Genomic DNA, 18,804 nt, shown 5'->3' on the forward strand with positions numbered 1-18,804 from the left:
CATGAGTTCACGCCCCCGCCAAATCCGCCAAGTCGTGCTGGATACCGAGACCACCGGCATCAATCCCAAGGAAGGCCATAAGATCATCGAGATCGGCTGCGTCGAGCTGATCAATCGCCGCCTGACACGCAACCACTTTCATGTCTATCTGAATCCGGACCGGGAAATCGACGCCGGTGCCATCGAGGTGCATGGCATCACCAACGAATTTTTAAAGGACAAGCTGCGCTTCGCTAATGTGGTCGAGGATTTCATGGATTTTACCCGCGGCGCCGAATTGATCATCCACAACGCGCCGTTCGACGTCGGCTTCTTGAACCACGAGTTAAGCTTGCTGCCCGGCGAAACTCGTAGTGTGGAAAGTAATAGCACGGTGTTCGATACGCTGGCTTACGCCCGCAAGAAACATCCCGGCGCCCGCAATAGCCTGGACGCCTTGTGCAAACGTTACGGCATCGACAACAGTCACCGCGAGCTGCACGGCGCGCTGCTCGACGCCGAGATTTTAGCGGACGTTTATCTGCTGATGACCGGTGGCCAGTCCTCGCTGCTGGACGATGCGGATCATTTGGCGGGCGGTGAACAAGCCATCGTCCGCCTGTCCGCCGACCGGCCGCGCTTGAAAGTGATTGCTTGCAACGACGAAGAACGGCAAGCCCACGAACAGCGCTTGGCAAAAATCGCCAAAGTCAGCGGCAACTGCCTCTGGCAACAATTAGGGTCGTAAACCCCTTGCCGACTAATCGATATACCTCCGCTCGATTCATGCCATAGCTGATTCCCGGCGGTTAAAAGTTCTCAGCGTGTATTAAGCAACGCCGCAATTTTTTTATTGCCTTCCTTGTTAGCGATAGCCAGCGCATTATCCCCTTCATCGTTGACGGGAGTTTTATCGGCTCCAAGTTTTAATAATTGTTTGGCGACATCGAGCCGCTGATAGCGGGAAGCGGCGGTATGCATCAAAGCGGTCCAGCCATTACTGTCGGTCGCATCGAGCTTGGCCCCATGTTCAACCAGCGCTTGGATAACCTGGTCGCCAAGGTACCAATTGGATCTAGCGGCTTTCATCAACACCGTCCTGCCCTCGTTGTTGGCCACGCCGGCATCGGCACCGTTCGCCAGCAAGATAGGTACGATCTCATCGCCGCGCGGACTGGCGGCGGCTAGCAACAATGCCGATTCGCCCTCCTCGTTGCGGACATTCACCTCAGCTTCCTTCGCGAGCAAGGCTTTGATCACATCGGTCATCCCTTTGTCAGCCGCGTGCATCAGTGCGGTCAGCGAAAAACTACCGCCAGTATCGCCGGTTCGATCATTGACATCGGCACCGGCCTCGATCAGCAGCAAAGCGACCTGGGGGGTGTCCGCATGCAAAGCCGCCGCCAAGGGCGTGGGCTGCCACGCCTCCATCCACTTGGCTCGGCCGGTCAGATCGGCACCCTTGTCCAGTAGGCTCCGGACGATTTTTAAACGCTGCTGTTCGTTTTCCTCGCCACCCGAATTACTCGCGGATACGGCTTGGTGTAGCGGCGTGGCATCGCTTTTATCCTTGACGTTGACATCCGCGCCTTGCGCAAGCAATAAATCCACCAACTCGGCATTGAATTTGCCGGCTGCGACAAACAGCGCGGACGGCTGCGTTTCGTCGCCTTTCAGGTTGACGTCGGCACCTTTCGAGAGCAACAGCTTAACCTGCTCTGTGTGTTGCTCATTGCCGTCTACGGCATCGATCAACACCGAAATACCAGAGTCTTGGTCGACGGCATTAGCGTCCGCCCCTTTGTCGAGCAGCAATTGCACAGTATCGGTATATTCCGTTCCGACAGCGCCAAATAAGGCATTATTAATCGCTGCTTGGTCCGAATTTCTCTCCAACATATAATCCAATATCTGCTTTTGACCATATGCAGCCGCCCAAGATATTGCCTTGACCACGTCGGCCCCCTTGTCGATTAGCAGTTTCACTAGATCGAAATGACCATGAGCCGCGGCGACTTTCAAGGCGGATTGGTTTTCGTCATTCTCCGCATCGGCTGACATGCCAGCCCGCAGAAACATCTCCACGGCCTGAACATCGTTAGCCTTGGCACGCTCAACAAAAGTATTGGCATCGAATTGCATGCCCATCTGCACAATCTGAGCGCGGGACTTTTCCGGGGTAAACACCAATTGCGGATATAGCCAAAAACCCAGCGCGCTCAGCAGCAGCAACGACAACACGGCATAGGCTGGCCATCGCGAAAAAATACGGGCCAATTTGTTTCGCCAAGAGGGCCTAAGCTTGTCGATCAGCAGGGAAACATCCAGATCGAAGTGGTTATCGCGAATTTCGAACGCGTTACGTTGAGCCAATTTGGCGATTGCGCCCGGCAGATTATCGGCCTTAGGTATCGGCGTATCCTGCAACAACACCGGGATCACGCGCATATTCCGCTCCAGCGCGGCGACGATCTCGACCCTAACCCAATCGTTTTCGTTAGCCAGCCGCCAATGGCCTTCCTCATCCACGGCTGTTAGCCAGCGCGGCCCAATCAAAGCCAACAACACATCCGATTGCTTGATCTTCTCGCGAATCGCCTCGACAAAATCCTCACCGGTGGCAATACCGTCGACATCCCTGAAAACACGGTTTTTGCCAAAGGATTCCACAAAACGATCGTAAATTCGTCCGGCGTGGCCGGCACTGTCCTCGCGGCGATAGCTGATGAAAATAGTGGGCGTTGCCATGGATACGAGCTCCTCATTTCATAGTGTATGAACCATTCGCCTGATACGCGGCTGCGTCAGGACAAATTGGCGCGGAGTATCATCCAATGATCGTGAGAGGTCCAGACTGTAGAGATTCTGAATAATCGGAAATTATTCAGCAGCCTAACGTTAACTTGTCCGCCGCCGAGCCGTCAACTTTTGGTTTATTAAGCCAAATATGTTCAAACTGTGGGGAGAACGCCGACTTCGCCTATCGCCGAACCGTCGCATTCACAGAAATGAGGATTTCAGCCACGCTGGCCTAGATTTTTCGCTGCCTGATTTTGGCGTTGAACTGATCGATGTCGGTAATTAATTCGCAACCGTTCAGCGCCTGATCGGCATGGTCGTGCAAATACAAAGCACCCGCACCGCCAAGCCACACGCCAGTTTGATTGGCTTTACCGGCATCGACAAGCTGTCGAAGCTCCATCAAGGTTTCCGGCTCGGGCGGGGTTTTCACCAAGCCTATCACGACTGTTTGCGGCTTCAGATGTTGGCAGGCTTCGATAATGTCCTTGGCCGGCAGATCGGCTCCCAAATAATAACAATTGTATTGTTGAGCGGCGGCGACCAGACAACTGACTAAAATGCCGAATTCGTGCGGCTCCCCGCTGGGCGTGGCAAACATCATCGCCGGATTATTTCTGGAGTGGCGATGCAGATTGTTGACCATACTTAACACGATACGCTTAACACAGCAGGAGAACATGTGTTCCTGAGCGATGTTTATTTTTTCCTGATGCCACAAATCGCCCACTTTTTGCAAGGCAGGCAACAAAATGTCCCGTGCATAGTCCAACGGTTCGCTCGCCAACAAGGCTCGTTTCAACAACTGTTCGCAACGCTCAATCCGATATTCCAATAAGGCTTCGATGATCTGATCGAGCAAGGGCATCGGTTCGCGTTTTTGCTGAACCGATACTTGTTTCTGAAAATCCGTCAGCTGCTGACAACTGAGGTTCGCCAATTTACCGATTGGATGGCCGTTGCTGGTCAGATTCGCCAACAAGATCAACTTGTCCAAATCCTGTTGCGAATAAAAGCGCCTGCCGGTGCCGGTGCGTGCCGGCACGATGCAGGCATAACGGCGCTCCCAGGCTCTAAGCGTCTCGGCTGTCAAACCGGTTAACGAGGTAATCGCTTTAATTGAGTACATTGTTCATGTTTTGTATAGAAAATATTTTGACAAACATTCTACAATCCAGTAACTTTATTGCCAACATCTTATTGTCCTAATGGTTTGATTATTTATGTCCAACATAGCCGCATTACCCCGCGTTAACGAGACAGATTCGGCAATCGATACAGATTCCGGCACGCTTGCCGTGCAAATGGGACAAGCCAGACAGCGACTGGTACTGTTATTACTTGAAAATAATCACGCTAACGAACTGATTTCAAAAAAGTTTTTTGGCGCCCTCAACAACGGCTCAGATTATTCTGAGTTGATGGTCGCTAAAAACTCTGAAGACTCCAAAAAACTGCTGGATTGGTTCGCCAGCAGTCGTATCGCCGAGACCAATCCCGCCGAACGGCCGACGGAATATGGCGCAGATTTAAAACCTGTGCAAGATCGGCATATCGTACAACTTTCCAAGCCGGACATAAGCGAACAAAATCCGGCTTCGACATCGCTTAATCAATTGTTGTACGGCGCGCATTTGTTACCGGTGTTTTTGGTGGATGTCGCAAGCCAGGCTGAACAACAGTTGCTTGCGGACGGTTTAGGAAGCCAGGATTACCAAATTCAGCTCAAACAAGCCAGCCGCGAGTTGAAAACGCTACGTCAGCAAATGATAAATGCCAATACCGGCTTGGTGGCTTTCGTCGCTTATAAATATAAAACCAGCAATCTGAGTTTCGACGACTTGATGCAGGAAGGATTGGTGGGATTAATCAAAGCCGTGGACAGATTCGATCCGGAGCGCGGCATTTGCTTCTCCACATATGCCATCTATTGGATCAAACAAGCCATCTCCCGGCTGATCGTCAAACAAGAAAAAATCGTGCGATTACCGGTTGCGTTGGCCGAAAAAGCCGCGACCGTGTTCGATGCCATGCGTACTTGTTATCTCCGATATGAGCGTTGGCCCGGCATCGCCGAACTTAAAGCGTGCTGCGATTTATCGGAGCAGGAAATCAAAACCATCAGCAGTTACTACCAAGCCACGCATTCCCTGGACGCCGTTATCGGCGATGAAGACGATAATCTGGGTTTAATGGCAAAAATGCAGCAGCGCCAATTCAGCCTACCGCTTGATGAACTAATCGACAAGGACTTAGCTCAATATGTCGACAAAGCAGTGGCCTCGTTACCGGAAAAACAGGCCGCGATCCTGACCATGCGTTTCGGTCTGCGCGATCACACGGAAATGACGCTGCAAGCCGTAGCGGACCAACTGCATGTTACTCGGGAGAGAGTCAGGCAAATTCAAAACGAAGCCTTAAAAAAACTGAAACAACAGTTTGGATTTGACCTTATGCTATTTCTCGAACCCAAGGATGGCTAACAATAACAATCAATGACTAAGGTCAGGCTAACACTACAAGAGGAGTGATTATGTCATCAGAAAAACAAAATACCAGTAAGCAAACGCCGCAACCGGACTGGAAGCTTGAGGTAGACAAGCAATGGAAGCAAGTCTCGTCTAAGGCGGGCGATTTTTTTAACGACCATAAAAGCCTGTTTTCGGTCTCTAAAATAGCGTCTGCCGTGGGCGGTACGCTAACGGCAGTGTGGTTGGCCAGCGGCGTTTATATCGTCGATCAAGGTAACCGCGGTGTGGTCACCCGCTTTGGCGCCTATTCGGAAACCACCCTGCCGGGTCCGCACTGGCATATTCCTCTGCCGATCGAGAACGTGGCGATCGTCAACGTCGAGCAGCAACGTTTTATCGAAGTCGGTTATAACGACACTAATCGACTCAATAAATCCTCGGTGATCCCGCAAGACTCGCTAATGCTGACCAGCGATGAAAACATCATCACCGTGCGTCTGGCCGTGCAGTATCAAATCAATAATGCCCGCGATTATTTGTTTAACGTCAAAAACAGCGAAAGCACGCTGAAACAACTCACCGAAAGCGTCGAGCGCGCGGTGATAGGCCGCAACAATATGGATTTTGTGTTGACCGAGGGCCGCAGCCAAATCGTTGCCGAAATTAAAGAACAAACTCAGGCGGCAATGGACGATTACAAGGCCGGCATCAGCATTGCTAGCGTCAACTTACAGGATGCTCAGCCGCCCGAAGAGGTGCAAGGCGCCTTCGAGGATGCGATTCGGGCTCGCGAAGACAAGCAGCGCTTAATCAACGAAGCCGAAGCCTATAGCAACGAGATCATCCCTAAAGCCCGCGGCGCGGCGGCACGGATCATTCAAGAAGCCGAAGCCTATGAGGCCGAAAAAGTCGCCAAAGCCAAAGGCGAAACCGAACGCTTCGATCAATTGCTGGTGGAGTACGAAAAAAATCCAGCAATCACCCGCAAGCGCCTGTATCTGGAAGCCAAGGAAAAACTCTACAGCACCACCAATAAGGTCATGCTGGAAGCGGATCAAACCAATCCGACGCTTTACATGCCCTTACCGCAAGCCATCGGCCAACATGCGCCAACCGGCAATACCAGCGCCGAGCCGGAGCTTAATGCCGAACAACACGCCGCCGATAAAAACGCGGTACGCAAAACGCCCAACAACGAATTACGCCCTAGCAGGAGCAAACCATGAGTAGCAGAACTCAAATTCTCTTACCGGCCGGTTTGACCCTGTTAGTACTGGCCTATATGTCGGTTTTTTATGTGAAGGAGCATGAAAAAGCCATCCTATTTCGTCTCGGTGAGATGGTTACCTCCGATTACAAACCGGGACTCCATTTCAAGACCCCCATCATCAATAATGTCAGTACGTTTGATGCGCGCGTGCTGACCTTGGATGCTAAATCCGAGCGTTTTCTTACCTCCGAAAAGAAGAACGTTATTGTCGATTCGTTCGTCAAGTGGCGAATAGGTGATGTGGGTCTTTTTTACACCACGGTCGGCGGCGATGAGTTTCAAGCCAATCTTCGACTCGACCAGATCATGAAAGACGCGATGCGCAGCGAATTCGGCGTGCGCACCATCAAACAATTGATCTCCGAAGACCGCAGCGAACTGCGGAAAACGCTGCTCGATAAGCTATCGCCCACAGCAGAAAAATTCGGCATCGAGCTGATCGATATCCGCATCAAACGCATCGATCTGCCGACGGAAGTCAGCAGTTCCGTTTACCAAAGAATGCGCGCCGAACGCGAACGGGTGGCCCGCGAATTCCGTTCGCAAGGCGCCGAAAGCGCCGAGCAAATCAGCGCCGAAGCCGACAAGCAAAAGCATGTGATCGTCGCTAACGCCCAGCGCGACGCAGAAAACATTCGCGGCCGCGGCGATGCCCAATCGGCGGAAATTTATGCGAAAAGTTTCGGCAAAAATCCGGAGTTTTATGCGTTCTACCGCAGTTTGCAGGCCTATCAGACCTCATTTGAAAAAACCCAGGATACTTTGGTGTTGAAGCCGAATTCCGACTTTTTCAAATACTTCTCCAGCGAAAAATAAGTGGGGAGATAGCTAACATGAAAAAACTATTCATTTTTTTCACCATCGTCGTCGCGATCGCTTTAGTGGTGTCGGCGGTATTCAACCGCAACATGCCGGAATACGATCCGCATTACGAAGTCTCATACTCGGACTTTATCGAAGACGTGCGTAATAAAGTGGTCACGGAAGTGGTGATAGACGGCAATTATGTCGACGGCCGCCGCCAAAACGGTACGCGCTTCGCGACGTATAACCCTAACGACTCGCGAATGATCGACGAGTTGCTGGAGTATGGCGTCAAAATTAAAGTCGAAAAACCACAACAGCCGTCCACCTTGATGAATATTTTCATCTCCTGGGCGCCCACGCTGCTGTTGATTGCGGTTCTGGTTTACTTCATGCGCAAGCAAGCGATGATGGGCGGACGCGACGGTCAAATGGGTTTCGGTAAAAGCCGCGCCAAACTGATGGCCGAAGACCAGGTCAAAGTCCGATTCACTGATGTGGCCGGTGTCGAGGAAGCCAAGGAAGACGTGGTGGAAATGGTCGACTTCCTGAAAGACCCCAGCAAGTATGAAGCCCTGGGCGGCAAAATCCCCCGTGGCGTATTGATGGTCGGCCCTCCCGGTACCGGTAAAACCTTGCTGGCCCGCGCCATTGCCGGCGAAGCTGGGGTACCGTTCTTCTCGATCTCCGGTTCCGATTTCGTCGAGATGTTCGTCGGTGTCGGCGCTTCCCGGGTGCGGGACATGTTCGAACAAGCCAAAAAGCGCGCGCCCTGCATCATATTCATCGACGAGATCGACGCGGTCGGCCGCCAACGTGGTGGCAGCGGCATCGGCGGCGGCAATGACGAGCGCGAACAAACCCTCAACCAATTGCTGGTAGAAATGGACGGTTTTAGCGGCAACGAAGGCATCATCGTCATCGCCGCCACCAACCGAGCCGATGTGTTGGATAAAGCGTTACTGAGACCAGGCCGATTCGACCGTCAGGTGCAAGTCAGCTTACCCGACATTAAAGGCCGCGAACAAATTCTCAAGGTACATGGCGCTCGAGTACCGCTCGCCGAAGACGTCAACATCAACGACTTGGCCCGTGGCACACCGGGTTTTTCCGGCGCCGAATTGGCCAATCTGATCAACGAAGGCGCTTTGTTTGCCGCCCGCAATAACAAGCGGGTGGTGACGATGAACGATCTGGACAAGGCGCGCGACAAAATGATCATGGGCGCGGAAAAACGCACCATGGTGATGTCGAAGGAAGACTTGTTGATGACTGCTTATCACGAAGCCGGGCACGCCATCGTCGGCCGAAAAGTGCCAGATCACGATCCGGTTTATAAAGTCAGCATCATGCCGCGCGGCGGCGCACTGGGCATTACCATGTTCCTGCCGGAGCGCGACCAATACAGCGCCTCCAAGGACAAACTGGAAAGCCAAATCGCCAGTCTATTCGGCGGCCGGGTAGCGGAAGCCTTGATCTACGGCAAAAACAAGGTCACTACCGGCGCTTCCAACGACATCATGCGCGCCACCCAATTGGCCAGAAACATGGTGACCAAATGGGGTTTGTCGGATCGACTAGGGCCGATGGATTACGGCGACAACGAAGGCGGTTACATGGGTCCGCAATCCAAACCGATGTCCGAGAAAATGGCACAGACTATCGATGAAGAAATTCGACTGGTGATAGACGCCAATTACAACCGCGCAGAAACCATATTGAAAGAAAACATTGAAGTGTTACATAACATGGCCCAAGCCTTAATGGATTGGGAAACCATCGATAAATATCAGATCGACGAGTTGCTGCAGGGCCACATGATTGCGCCGCCGGAACCGGAAGTAGAAGAGCCACAATCGCTTGAAGAGATCGAAGATTCGGCAAACAACCAAGCCGACGAGCACCTGGATAAAGGACAAGTACTGGCGTCTTAACAGTCCTCCTCTATATACCCTCCAAACGCAGTACTACTGGAGGGTATTTTTTTGTTATGGGGCAGCAACTGTGCCGTGAAAAACTAAGCAAACCGCTTAATCAAGCAATAAGCCTAATCTTCGGAGTGAAACATCATGAGCACAAATCCGATTCTCATCACCGGTGGCACCGGATTTTTGGGCGGCGCACTGACCCGTCTGCTCTTGCAAAAAAATTATTCGGTGACGGTATTGAGCCGCAGCGCCGAAAAAGTCGCAAATCAATTCGGAAACCAGGTTCAGGCAGTCACCCGTATCGCGGATTTACCGGACGCTGGATCGTGCAAAGCCGTGGTCAACCTGGCCGGTGCCGGGATTTTCGACCAACGTTGGACGCCGACCCGCAAACAATTACTGCGCGACAGCCGCATTAAACTCACCGAACAGCTGGTCGCCTGGATGGCTGCGTCCTCGCAACCGAAGCCGGTGCTGGTTAACGGTTCGGCAATCGGGATTTACGGCGATCAAGGCGACACGCCACTCAACGAAAACAGCCCCAGCAAAACCGATTTTTCCCAGCAACTGTGCGCAGATTGGGAATCGACGGCGCTGCAAGCGGAAAAAGCAGGCGGCCGCGTCTGCCTGATACGCACTGGCCTGGTGCTGGGTAAGGACGGTGGCATACTAAAACGCATGTTGCTGCCGTTTCGGCTGGGACTGGGAGGACGCCTGGGCGACGGCCAACAATGGATGTCCTGGATACATTTGCACGATTGGCTGGCGATAGTCGAGGCGATGATAAGCAATCCCGAAATGAGCGGCCCGTATAACGCAACCGCCCCCACGCCTGTCAGCAATCGAGAATTCAGCGAAGCGCTGGCCCAGGTTTTGAATCGGCCGATGTTGTTGCCGATGCCGGCAGTTTTACTAAAAGGCTTGCTAGGCGAGATGGCTGAGCTAGTATTAGGTAGTCAGCGAGTCCTACCGAAGCGCTTGACGGCACAAGGCTTTGGTTTTGCATATCCGCAACTGGACGCGGCCTTACGCAATATCCTAATCACACCCTAACACCTGGCGCGCTTATGTTAATTGACAGTCTTTCCTTGTTATTCGCCTTTACGTCCTTCATTAGCTGGTACGAAGCCCTGCTGGTGGCAACCGCCCTGGGCATATTGGTGTATTACCTGACGCCGGAACCGTCGCCGGAATGGGAAGAGCGCACGCCGGCCACGCTATATTTTTACCTGCAATGGAGCTGGCTGGGTTATCTAAGACTGAAAGACGCTTTTTACCCGTTTTTTCTGTTGTACAACGCGGTGCTGTTTCTGATCGATTATCGAATCGACCAAGGCAATTTCACCGTGGCGAGCTGGGTCACCATCCACATTATTATGGCGATACCGTTGATTTATTGGACAGGCGCGGTATGGCGTTGTTCGGATAAAAGTTCGTCTCGGCTGTGGGCTGCCATTGCGCGTACCCTCACGGTGGCGGCCTATTTCGATTTGTTGTTGCGTTGGGTGATTTATCAGTATTACCCCAATATCATGTTCAACTGCCAAGAGATGATCATCCACTGGGGCGACTGTTAATACGCCAATGTTAAAAAAACGCTACAAAACATCGCTGTTCATCTTCCGGCGGGATTTACGGCTGGAAGATAACACCGCGTTAAACGCCGCATTGCGAGAATCAAAACAAGTGATCGCTTGTTTTATCTTCGATCCGCGCCAAATCGACGTCCACCCGTATCAAAGCCTGCCCGGTTTGCAGTTCATGCTGGAATCGCTCAGCGATTTGCAACAGCAATTTCAACGGCAAGGCGCCCTGCTCTATCTGTTTAACGAGCAACCCGCCCAACTTCTCCAACACCTCAAACAGGAGCTGGCGATAGACGCAGTGTTCGTCAATCGGGATTACACCCCATTCAGCCGCCAGCGTGACGAGAAACTACAAGCTCAATGCCTGGCGCTGAACGTGGATTTTCATAGTCACGCCGATTTGTTACTGACTGAGCCCGAACAAGTCTTAAAACGCAACGGCAAACCCTATCAAGTTTTCACGGCTTTTTACGCGCAAGCTCAGCAATATCCGGTCGCACTAGCCGATGGCTTAGCACCCGGCAAACTGCTGGCGAAAAAACATCCGGCGCATAAACCGGCGTTGCTGGGCGAATTGACTCAAGCGCATCGCAACCCGCTGCCGGGAGGCCGGCAAGCGGCTTTGGCCAGGTTGGATCAGTTGGCAAGCTGTCGAGACTACAGCCAACTTCGCGATTACCCGGCCTTGGCCGCCACCAGCCAACTATCGCCTTATCTGAAATTCGGCTGCTGTTCGGTACGGGAAGTGTTTCATCGCGTTCAAGCAGAACTTGGCCCCGACCACCCACTGTTACGCCAATTATATTGGCGGGACTTTTTCACCCACATCGGCTTTCATTTTCCGCATGTGTTCCACCAAGCTTTCGACCGGCGTTATGATGGCTTGCGTTGGCGTAATGCTCAAGACGATTTCTGGGCCTGGGCCAACGGCCAGACCGGCTTTCCGATCGTTGACGCGGCGATGCGCGAACTCAACCAAACCGGCTGGATGCATAACCGGCTACGCATGGTCGTCGCCTCGTTTCTGGTCAAGAACCTGCACGTCTCCTGGCGTTGGGGCGAACGTTATTTTGCCCAGCATTTGCTGGATTACGACCCCTGCGTGAATAACGGCAACTGGCAATGGGCCGCATCAACCGGCTGCGACGCCCAACCCTATTTCCGGATTTTCAATCCTTGGCTGCAACAGCAGAAATTCGATCCGCAATGCCTGTATATCAAGACCTGGATTCCGGAATTGCAACGTTATCCGGCAGAGGTGATTCATAAATGGGAAAAACACCCGCAAGCCGGCGAATACCCGGCGCCCAGAGTCGATCATGCCAAGCAAAGTCGGCTGATCAAGGCCCAATTTAAAGCCTTGGCCACTGGCGTTCCGGCAGGCTAAGCGATGCGCTATTTCTCGATACTATTATTGAGCCTGACCTGCGCCTGCACCGGTATCCCGGCTGGCATCACCGTGATAGACGGATTCGAACTACCTCGCTATCTCGGCACCTGGTACGAAATCGCCCGCCTCGATCATAGTTTCGAACGTGGCCTGAGCGACATCAGTGCCGAATACAGCCTGCGCGAGGAAGGTGGCGTCAAGGTATTGAATAGCGGCTACGACGCGGAGCAAAACGAGCGTAAAACCGCCGAAGGCAAGGCGTATTTTATCGACCAGCCGAACATCGGCCGCTTGAAAGTCTCCTTCTTTGGCCCGTTTTACGGCGCTTACAACATCATCGCGCTAGACAAAACTGACTACCGTTATGTGATGATCGCCGGCCCGAATCGCGACTTTTTATGGATACTGGCCCGCAACCCCGACCTGGACCCGGCCGTGCTGCAAAACCTGATCCAGCAAGCCAAAACGCTCGGTTTTGCCACCGATCAATTGATTTTCGACAAACACCCGCAACGCTAATACAGGATCAAGCATGCACAAAATTCCGGTCGGCATCAGCGCCTGCCTGTTGGGCCATGAAGTACGTTACGACGGTGCGCATAAATATCACAGCTACATCGAACGCACGCTGGGCCAATATTTTGAATTTAGACCCTTCTGTCCGGAAGTCGAGGCCGGCCTAGGCATCCCCCGTCCCTGCGTGCAACTGCGGGAAACGCCGGAAGGCATTCGTTGCGTCGGCGTCAAGGATCATAGCTTCGACGTGACAGAACGCTTGGAACAGGCTTCTGAGCAGCAACACGACTGGCTGGGCGGTTTGTGCGGTTACATTCTTAAAAAAGACTCGCCCAGTTGCGGCATGACCCGCGTCAAAGTCTACAAAAACGAGATACCCGCGCGCCATGGCACCGGTATTTTTGCCGATTATCTGCAACGTAACTTTCCCAACCTACCGATGGAGGAGGAAGGCCGATTGGGCGATCCGGGTTTGCGGGAAAATTTTATCCAGCACGTGTTTGTGATGCGACGTTGGCGGGATCTTTGTGAACAAGGTTTGACGGCGCATGCTTTAACCAGCTTCCATAGCCGGCATAAATTGATCGCAATGAGCCACGAGCAAAATCAAGCCCGCGAACTGGGGCGGATTATTGCCGGCGTCACCAACGCCGATATCGATGCCGTTGCCGCGGCCTACATCGCCGCATTGATGGCTTGTTTGAAAATCGTCGCCACTCGCGGCAATCATGTCAACGTGTTGCAACACATCCAGGGCTATCTGAAACACAAGCTGGATGGCGACGACAAGCAGGAGTTGGTGGAAACCATCGAAAACTATCGAATCGGTTTGCTGCCGCTAATCGTGCCGCTGACCTTGCTGAGGCACCATTTCCGCAGAGAACCGGATGCGTTTATCGACAACGCCTATTACATGCTGCCGCATCCGGCCGAATTGTCCTTGTTGAACGATATTTGACGGTTCGATCTATTTCATTTCTCGCCGTTCGCGCTGATATTCGTCGTAACTCTGCCGCCGTTCGCAATCGTTAGCCATGGCTTTTTGGCATTGCAATTGCCCGGCGTTCTGCACCGCATGATAACCCAGGCGTTGCGGCCAATCGGCGCCACAACCGCCAAGCATGAGCAACAGACTCGATAAACCCCAAACCGCGTTAACTCCTCGCATAAGCGTCCCCCTAAACAAGCTCTAACACCGATCGAAACGGAACCGGAGATCGATATATAACACGCTTGCGTCATCGTCCGGCAATAAATCGACGCCAGACTGTGCGGAAAATCGCTACAATGCGGCGCAAGTTCCGCAAGTTTAGGCTGAAAACATGGACAAGGAAATCGCTGACAAACCCGAAAAATATGCCGCCTTTCTGAGCTGGTTAAAAAGCAAAGGCAAACTCTCCGATAGCGACTTGGGCAAAGTCCGCCGCATGCAAAAATCGGCTCTGGACGACTCCTTGCCGCAATTGCTGATCAAGCTGGGTTTATGCTCGGACAGCGACATCGCCGGCAGCTTCGCCGAAGCCTGCGGCATCGCCCGCGTAACGCCGGCACAATATCCTCCGCAATCGCCGCTGCCGGACAGCGTATCCCAGCGCTTTCTCAAGCAATACCATGTCGTCGGCCTGGCAGCCGACAACGATCAAATCCAAGTCGCGGTGATGGACCCGGAAGACGACTATGTCAGCCAGGCTCTGCAACTGGCCACCGGCAAACCGATCACGCTACAAATCGGCCAACTCTCGGAAATCGACGCCGCACTGGAATTGCAATACGGTGAAGGTAAATCGCAAATGGACAAGCTGATGGACAACCTCAACGTCGAGGAATCAGGCAGCGAAGACCTGGAACATCTAAAAGACCTGGCCAGCGAAGCACCGATCATCAAGATGGTGAATTTCATCCTGCAAAAAGCCGTGGAAAGTCGGGCCTCAGACGTGCATATCGAGCCCTTCGAGCAAAGTCTGAAAGTGCGCTTACGCATCGACGGCGTATTGCAGGACATCGATTCGCCGCCGGTCGCCTCCACCGCTGCGGTGCTGTCGCGGATCAAAATCATGGCCAAGCTCAACATCGCCGAGCGCCGCTTGCCGCAGGACGGCCGCATCAAACTGCAAATGATCGGCAAGGAGTTGGATTTGCGGGTCTCGACGATACCGACCCTGCACGGCGAAAGCGTGGTAATACGGTTGTTGGACAAGGAAAACGCGGTGCTGGATTTCGAAACCCTGGGCTTCGTTGGCAGACAAGCCGAGCGCTTCATGGAAGTGCTGTCCCAGCCGCACGGCATCCTGCTGATCACCGGCCCGACCGGCAGCGGTAAATCCACCAGCCTGTACGCCGCACTGAAAACCCTGAACACTTCAGAACGCAAGATCATCACCGTGGAAGACCCGGTGGAGTATCAACTGGAAGGTATCAACCAGATTCAAGCCAAGCCGCAGATTGGTTTAACGTTCGCCTCGGCGCTGCGTTCCATCGTCCGCCAGGACCCGGACGTGATCATGATCGGCGAGATGCGCGACCTGGAAACCGCCAAAATCGCCGTGCAGTCTGCGTTGACGGGTCACTTGGTGTTATCGACATTGCACACCAACGATGCCGCAGCCGGCGTCACCCGCTTGCAGGATATGGGCCTGGAAGAATACCTGCTCAGCTCGACGATCAACGGCATCCTGGCACAGCGTTTGGTACGGCGCCTGTGCCCCCATTGCAAACAAGCCCATCCTGCTTCCGAAACGCTGATCGAGGAAATGAAACTCAGACAGTGGCAACCGACCGGCGAAATCCTGCTGCAAAAACCGGCCGGCTGCCCGGCCTGCAATGGCATCGGCTATAAGGGTCGCTTGGCGATCATCGAGTTTTTGACGATGACCGACACGATACGCAAACAAATCATGAAACACGAGGAAGCCTTCGTGATCCAGCAAACCGCAATTCAGGAAGGCATGCAGACCATGTACGAAGATGGCGTCGGCAAAGCCTTGCAAGGCATAACGACGCTGGAGGAAGTGTTGCGGGTGACGACGGAGGCCTAAGGGGAAGTGACGATGCCGGTAATCTGCCGTTTTTATGGAATTATGATCAGGATGTACCTAATAGACCGGGAGCATCCACCCCGCCACATCCATATCAAATATGCCGAGTACGAAGCTGTCATGGAACTCGACAATTTGAACATTATCGATGGCCGTATCCCCAAAAAATGCCGGGAACTGGTACGCGAATGGGCGGAGTTACATCAGGACGAGTTGATAGAAATGTGGGATACCCAAAATTTTTGTCCCATAGCCCCACTGGAGTGAACCATATGAAATTGCAACAGTTCGAACAACTAGATGGCTACCGTTTTAAACTGGTTTTTGAAAACGGCGAAGTCAAACAAACGGATTTAAAGGAATTAATAAGCAAGCATGTATCCATCGACGAATTAGCCTCCGCACGGCTTGACGCTGACTGGGGTTGCCTGGAATTCAAAAACGGCATGGTCGATATTGAGCCGAAAACCTTGTATAAATTTTCCTGTGCGGAACATTTCGAGAAGGCGGCATAATCGGAACGATCGCGGCCAACGAATTTCTACCCTTACCGTTCGGGGAAACTGTTTTAATTTCGTGAGCCCCCTGGACTTGGTTGCCTTATCAGAAACTTACGCGCAATCCTGGATATTCGCGCTGGGTTTCACGTTGATCAACCCAGCTTAGGGCCCTAAAACGTGCCCACCCTTGGTTTATCTGTTTTATTTTCTAATTTTTCATGCAGCGCTGCCTGATTAGCTTAACTTTATAAAAAATGACAGACACTGTGTTCATCCTTGGAGCGGGGTTTTCCTTCTCATCCGGCATCCCTCTTCTTAGTGGCTTTGTTGAGCGAATGTGGGAGTTTGCGATTGGTGCGGTTCGCAAACTCACCACAACCCTACGCCTGCTTTTGGCACTTTTGTTTCTTCTAGCGGGCGTTGGCCGGATGTGCCCGATGGCAATCGAATGAATAAAACGTTGGCACGGGCGCACTTTGCTAAAAAAAGTGGCTAACACCAGAAATTTCACCTACTTAAACTAAGGCTAGTGTTTCCATCTGGGAAATTATCATTAAATATCAATTCGGCTGTTTACCCTTAAGTAGGGTAACAAGGTAATAGGCAGCCATAATGCCAAACGCATTTATAGGAGTCGATCATGCAAGCTATCGAGTTATCCGCGGAAATTGATCAAAATCAGCAGATTCATTTGCAATTGCCCAAATCGGTTAGCGCACATAAGGCGAAAGTCATTGTGATCTACGAGGATGAAGCCAAACCGGCACCCAAACCATTGAAATTAGGTTTATTTAAAGGTCAAATTCAAATAAGCGACGATTTCGACGCACCACTTCCGGACAGTTTTTGGTTGGAAGGCAAGCTATGAAATTATTGCTGGATACCCATGCTTTTCTATAGCTTAACGATGACGTGGAGCAACTTTCTGAAAAAATTAAGGGATTATGCAGCGAAGGTTCGCATGATTTTTATTTGAGCATTGCTTCTGCTTGGGAAATACAAATCAAGCATCAACTGGGTAAGTTGGATTTAAAAGTCGCCGTCGAACAATTAATTTATAAAAATCAACAAGAAAATGGCATACAGTTGTTACTCATCGAATTGGCGCATATCTGTCATCTCAAGCATTTACCTCAATATCATAAAGACCCGTTTGACCGAATCATTATTACCCAAGCCATCATTGAAAACATGAATGTTATTACTGTCGATCAGGCCTTTTCTGATTATGACGTCAAAACCATTTGGTAAGACCTCTTTAAAAGCCACGTTAATTAACTAATGCCTTTATATTCCTACAAAGTCGTCAATAACCAGGGCATCGCCGAGGAAGGCGTGCGTAACGCGGCCGACGAGCAGGCTTTGCTGCTGGAGTTGCAAAACCAGGGTTTAATTCCGATCCGTATCGAGCTGGCCAAGGACAAAACCTTCCTGGGTTTCAAGTTAAAGTCGGCCACCGTCAAACTGTCGCAAAAAGAAATCGGCATGCTGACCGGCGAATTGGCAACCTTGCTGGAATCGGGCTTACCGCTGGACCGCTCCTTGACCATTCTGATGCAGTTGACCGAAGAAAACCCGAAACTGAATAAACTGGTCGGCGAGGTGCTGGAAAAGGTCAAAGCCGGCAAGGCGTTGGCCGATGCGTTGGAAAGCCAGAGCGGGGTGTTTTCCAAATTTTATTTGAACATGATCCGCGCCGGGGAAATGGGCGGAAATCTGGGCGGCGTATTGATGCGTTTATCCGAATATATGGAACGCTCGCAGGAACTAAAGGACACGGTCAGCACCGCACTGATTTATCCGGCCATTTTGTTGGTGATGTCGCTGGCATCCTTGTTCGTGATGCTGACCTTCGTGGTGCCGCAGTTCAAGGAAATGTTCGACAGCGCCGGCCAGGCCTTGCCGGTGCCGACCCAGATCGTGGTCGGTCTGGCCGAGTTTCTACAAAGTTATTGGTGGGTGTTGCTGCTTGTTGTGCTGGGCAGCGTACAAATCATGAAATCACAGTTATCCGATCCCGCCGGCAAGAAAGCCTGGGACGGCCGATTTTTGAAACTGCCGCTGTTCGGCGACATTATTCTGACCATGGAAGTGGCGAATTTCAGCCGCACTTTCGGTACTTTATTGGGCAACGGCGTATCGATATTAAAATCGCTGGGCATCGTCCGGGAAACGGTTGGCAATATGGTTTTGGCCGATTTGTTGGAAAATGCTGAAGCGCAATTAAAACAAGGCCGTACCATGTCGGACGCATTGGCGCAGCAAAACTTGTTTCCCAAACTAGCGGTGCAGATGATTAAAATGGGCGAGGAAACCGGCAAGCTGGAAGAGATGCTGATGCGGGTGGCCACCATTTACGACAAGCAGCTAAAAACCACGATCCAGCGCATGCTAGCTTTGCTGGAACCAGCCTTGATCATTTCGCTGGGTTTAATGATAGGCGGGATTATCGTTTCAATCTTACTGGCTATCTTGAGCGTTAACGATCTGGCTGTTTAGGCCCATGGGCGAATGAATTCGCCCCTA

Annotated in this window: 19 protein-coding genes; 16 read left to right on the forward strand and 3 right to left on the reverse strand. The window is 52.1% G+C overall.

What is annotated here, in order from left to right; all coding sequences use genetic code 11:
• Position 1: 1 nt before the first annotated feature.
• Positions 2-727 (forward strand): DNA polymerase III subunit epsilon, encoded by a 726-nt coding sequence (dnaQ, locus tag QZJ86_RS11685; RefSeq protein WP_301670587.1) that lies wholly within the window; start codon positions 2-4, stop codon positions 725-727.
• A gap of 71 nt (positions 728-798) precedes the next feature.
• On the opposite strand, the gene QZJ86_RS11690 is transcribed toward dnaQ, so the two are convergent.
• Both QZJ86_RS11690 and QZJ86_RS11695 read right to left on the reverse strand, forming a co-directional pair.
• Complete coding sequence (locus QZJ86_RS11690) at positions 799-2,727, reverse strand: ankyrin repeat domain-containing protein (protein WP_301670588.1); 1,929 nt, start codon at positions 2,725-2,727, stop codon at positions 799-801.
• 283 nt (positions 2,728-3,010) lie between these two features.
• Positions 3,011-3,907, reverse strand: coding sequence for a MerR family transcriptional regulator (locus QZJ86_RS11695; protein ID WP_301670589.1), 897 nt, complete (start codon positions 3,905-3,907; stop codon positions 3,011-3,013).
• A 94-nt stretch (positions 3,908-4,001) separates the two neighbouring features.
• On the opposite strand from QZJ86_RS11695, the gene QZJ86_RS11700 reads away from it, so the two are divergent.
• The 9 genes from QZJ86_RS11700 to QZJ86_RS11740 all read left to right on the forward strand — a co-directional run bounded on the left by QZJ86_RS11700 (position 4,002) and on the right by QZJ86_RS11740 (position 13,701).
• On the forward strand, positions 4,002-5,261 hold the full coding sequence (locus tag QZJ86_RS11700; RefSeq protein ID WP_301670590.1) for a sigma-70 family RNA polymerase sigma factor: 1,260 nt from the start codon (positions 4,002-4,004) through the stop codon (positions 5,259-5,261).
• Positions 5,262-5,311: 50 nt separating this feature from the next.
• The gene (hflK, locus tag QZJ86_RS11705) at positions 5,312-6,475 is read left to right on the forward strand and encodes an FtsH protease activity modulator HflK (protein ID WP_301670591.1); all 1,164 of its coding nucleotides are present in this window, start codon (positions 5,312-5,314) and stop codon (positions 6,473-6,475) included.
• The gene (gene hflC / locus QZJ86_RS11710) at positions 6,472-7,335 is read left to right on the forward strand and encodes a protease modulator HflC (RefSeq protein WP_301670592.1); all 864 of its coding nucleotides are present in this window, start codon (positions 6,472-6,474) and stop codon (positions 7,333-7,335) included. Before hflK ends, hflC begins: the two co-directional genes overlap by 4 nt.
• A 17-nt stretch (positions 7,336-7,352) precedes the next feature.
• A complete protein-coding gene (gene ftsH / locus QZJ86_RS11715) occupies positions 7,353-9,257 on the forward strand; it encodes an ATP-dependent zinc metalloprotease FtsH (RefSeq protein WP_301670593.1) in 1,905 nt (634 codons plus the stop codon).
• Between the two features lie 135 nt (positions 9,258-9,392).
• On the forward strand, positions 9,393-10,304 hold the full coding sequence (locus QZJ86_RS11720; protein WP_301670594.1) for a TIGR01777 family oxidoreductase: 912 nt from the start codon (positions 9,393-9,395) through the stop codon (positions 10,302-10,304).
• A gap of 14 nt (positions 10,305-10,318) precedes the next feature.
• Positions 10,319-10,828, forward strand: a complete 510-nt coding sequence (locus QZJ86_RS11725) for a hypothetical protein (protein ID WP_301670595.1) — start codon at positions 10,319-10,321, stop codon at positions 10,826-10,828.
• Positions 10,829-10,835: 7 nt separating this feature from the next.
• Positions 10,836-12,224 (forward strand): cryptochrome/photolyase family protein, encoded by a 1,389-nt coding sequence (locus QZJ86_RS11730; RefSeq protein WP_301670596.1) that lies wholly within the window; start codon positions 10,836-10,838, stop codon positions 12,222-12,224.
• Positions 12,225-12,227: 3 nt separating this feature from the next.
• The gene (locus tag QZJ86_RS11735) at positions 12,228-12,746 is read left to right on the forward strand and encodes a lipocalin family protein (RefSeq protein WP_301670597.1); all 519 of its coding nucleotides are present in this window, start codon (positions 12,228-12,230) and stop codon (positions 12,744-12,746) included.
• A gap of 13 nt (positions 12,747-12,759) precedes the next feature.
• A complete protein-coding gene (locus QZJ86_RS11740) occupies positions 12,760-13,701 on the forward strand; it encodes a YbgA family protein (RefSeq protein ID WP_301670598.1) in 942 nt (313 codons plus the stop codon).
• A gap of 9 nt (positions 13,702-13,710) precedes the next feature.
• Here QZJ86_RS11740 and QZJ86_RS11745 read toward each other — a convergent pair whose 3' ends face one another.
• Positions 13,711-13,911 carry a hypothetical protein gene (locus QZJ86_RS11745; protein WP_301670599.1) on the reverse strand — a complete coding sequence of 67 codons (201 nt, stop codon included), beginning with the start codon at positions 13,909-13,911 and terminating at the stop codon, positions 13,711-13,713.
• A gap of 154 nt (positions 13,912-14,065) precedes the next feature.
• On the opposite strand from QZJ86_RS11745, the gene gspE reads away from it, so the two are divergent.
• The 6 genes from gspE (at position 14,066) to QZJ86_RS11775 (ending at position 18,777) form a co-directional block, all read left to right on the forward strand.
• Complete coding sequence (gspE, locus tag QZJ86_RS11750; RefSeq protein ID WP_301670600.1) at positions 14,066-15,778, forward strand: type II secretion system ATPase GspE; 1,713 nt, start codon at positions 14,066-14,068, stop codon at positions 15,776-15,778.
• A 12-nt stretch (positions 15,779-15,790) separates the two neighbouring features.
• Positions 15,791-16,045, forward strand: coding sequence for a DUF4160 domain-containing protein (locus QZJ86_RS11755; RefSeq protein ID WP_301670601.1), 255 nt, complete (start codon positions 15,791-15,793; stop codon positions 16,043-16,045).
• Positions 16,046-16,050: 5 nt separating this feature from the next.
• Positions 16,051-16,293 carry a DUF2442 domain-containing protein gene (locus QZJ86_RS11760; RefSeq protein ID WP_301670602.1) on the forward strand — a complete coding sequence of 81 codons (243 nt, stop codon included), beginning with the start codon at positions 16,051-16,053 and terminating at the stop codon, positions 16,291-16,293.
• A gap of 625 nt (positions 16,294-16,918) precedes the next feature.
• Positions 16,919-17,146: a hypothetical protein gene (locus QZJ86_RS11765; protein WP_301670603.1), complete on the forward strand. Its 228-nt coding sequence runs from the start codon at positions 16,919-16,921 to the stop codon at positions 17,144-17,146.
• A gap of 44 nt (positions 17,147-17,190) precedes the next feature.
• The gene (locus QZJ86_RS11770; RefSeq protein WP_301670604.1) at positions 17,191-17,529 is read left to right on the forward strand and encodes a type II toxin-antitoxin system VapC family toxin; all 339 of its coding nucleotides are present in this window, start codon (positions 17,191-17,193) and stop codon (positions 17,527-17,529) included.
• A gap of 30 nt (positions 17,530-17,559) precedes the next feature.
• The gene (locus QZJ86_RS11775) at positions 17,560-18,777 is read left to right on the forward strand and encodes a type II secretion system F family protein (RefSeq protein WP_301670605.1); all 1,218 of its coding nucleotides are present in this window, start codon (positions 17,560-17,562) and stop codon (positions 18,775-18,777) included.
• The last annotated feature ends 27 nt before the right edge of the window (positions 18,778-18,804 follow it).

The organism is Methylomonas montana (genome assembly GCF_030490285.1).
In the GTDB taxonomy this organism is placed as follows: Bacteria; Pseudomonadota; Gammaproteobacteria; order Methylococcales; family Methylomonadaceae; genus Methylomonas; species Methylomonas montana.

Bases quoted from the DNA above. Each gene is read 5' to 3' on its own strand.
- QZJ86_RS11690 (WP_301670588.1), bottom strand. From the start codon at position 2,727: ATGGCAACGCCCACTATTTTCATCAGCTATCGCCGCGAGGACAGTGCC.
- QZJ86_RS11700 (WP_301670590.1), top strand. From the start codon at position 4,002: ATGTCCAACATAGCCGCATTACCCCGCGTTAACGAGACAGATTCGGCA.
- dnaQ (WP_301670587.1), top strand. From the start codon at position 2: ATGAGTTCACGCCCCCGCCAAATCCGCCAAGTCGTGCTGGATACCGAG.
- hflC (WP_301670592.1), top strand. From the start codon at position 6,472: ATGAGTAGCAGAACTCAAATTCTCTTACCGGCCGGTTTGACCCTGTTA.
- hflK (WP_301670591.1), top strand. From the start codon at position 5,312: ATGTCATCAGAAAAACAAAATACCAGTAAGCAAACGCCGCAACCGGAC.
- QZJ86_RS11730 (WP_301670596.1), top strand. From the start codon at position 10,836: ATGTTAAAAAAACGCTACAAAACATCGCTGTTCATCTTCCGGCGGGAT.
- QZJ86_RS11745 (WP_301670599.1), bottom strand. From the start codon at position 13,911: ATGCGAGGAGTTAACGCGGTTTGGGGTTTATCGAGTCTGTTGCTCATG.
- QZJ86_RS11765 (WP_301670603.1), top strand. From the start codon at position 16,919: ATGCAAGCTATCGAGTTATCCGCGGAAATTGATCAAAATCAGCAGATT.
- ftsH (WP_301670593.1), top strand. From the start codon at position 7,353: ATGAAAAAACTATTCATTTTTTTCACCATCGTCGTCGCGATCGCTTTA.
- QZJ86_RS11725 (WP_301670595.1), top strand. From the start codon at position 10,319: ATGTTAATTGACAGTCTTTCCTTGTTATTCGCCTTTACGTCCTTCATT.
- QZJ86_RS11755 (WP_301670601.1), top strand. From the start codon at position 15,791: ATGCCGGTAATCTGCCGTTTTTATGGAATTATGATCAGGATGTACCTA.
- QZJ86_RS11695 (WP_301670589.1), bottom strand. From the start codon at position 3,907: ATGTACTCAATTAAAGCGATTACCTCGTTAACCGGTTTGACAGCCGAG.
- QZJ86_RS11735 (WP_301670597.1), top strand. From the start codon at position 12,228: ATGCGCTATTTCTCGATACTATTATTGAGCCTGACCTGCGCCTGCACC.
- QZJ86_RS11740 (WP_301670598.1), top strand. From the start codon at position 12,760: ATGCACAAAATTCCGGTCGGCATCAGCGCCTGCCTGTTGGGCCATGAA.
- QZJ86_RS11760 (WP_301670602.1), top strand. From the start codon at position 16,051: ATGAAATTGCAACAGTTCGAACAACTAGATGGCTACCGTTTTAAACTG.
- gspE (WP_301670600.1), top strand. From the start codon at position 14,066: ATGGACAAGGAAATCGCTGACAAACCCGAAAAATATGCCGCCTTTCTG.
- QZJ86_RS11720 (WP_301670594.1), top strand. From the start codon at position 9,393: ATGAGCACAAATCCGATTCTCATCACCGGTGGCACCGGATTTTTGGGC.
- QZJ86_RS11775 (WP_301670605.1), top strand. From the start codon at position 17,560: ATGCCTTTATATTCCTACAAAGTCGTCAATAACCAGGGCATCGCCGAG.